Source organism: Seonamhaeicola marinus (assembly GCF_008085455.1).
On the sequence record NZ_VSDQ01000248.1, the window covers coordinates 1 to 412 of the forward strand.

The 412-nt window shown below is 33.7% G+C and carries 1 protein-coding gene; it reads left to right on the forward strand.

Features of this window, described 5'->3' with window-relative positions:
* The coding region (locus tag FUA24_RS03790; RefSeq protein ID WP_246146942.1) for a methylmalonyl-CoA mutase family protein at positions 1-412 on the forward strand (412 nt) is incomplete at both ends.

Genomic DNA, 412 nt, shown 5'->3' on the forward strand with positions numbered 1-412 from the left:
AACAAGCCAAAATAGACGCTGTACAAGATATTATTGTTGGTGTTAACAAATATACTCTTGAAGAAGAAGCTCCAATTAGTACGCTTGAAGTTGATAACCAAACCGTAAGAAACCAACAAATTGAAGGTTTAAAAAAACTAAAAGCCGCCAGAAATACTGAAAAAGTAAAACAAACGCTTTTAAAATTAACCGAAGCAGCTAAAACAGGTAAAGAAAATTTACTAGTTTTAGCTATTGAAGCAGCCAGAGAACGTGCCACTTTAGGTGAAATAAGTGATGCTTTAGAAACTGTTTTTGGGCGTTATAAAGCACAAATAAAATCGTTTTCGGGTGTATATAGCAAAGAAGTGAAAAACAACGAATCATTTAAAAAAGCACAAGAATTAGCTGATGCTTTTGCTGAACAAGACGG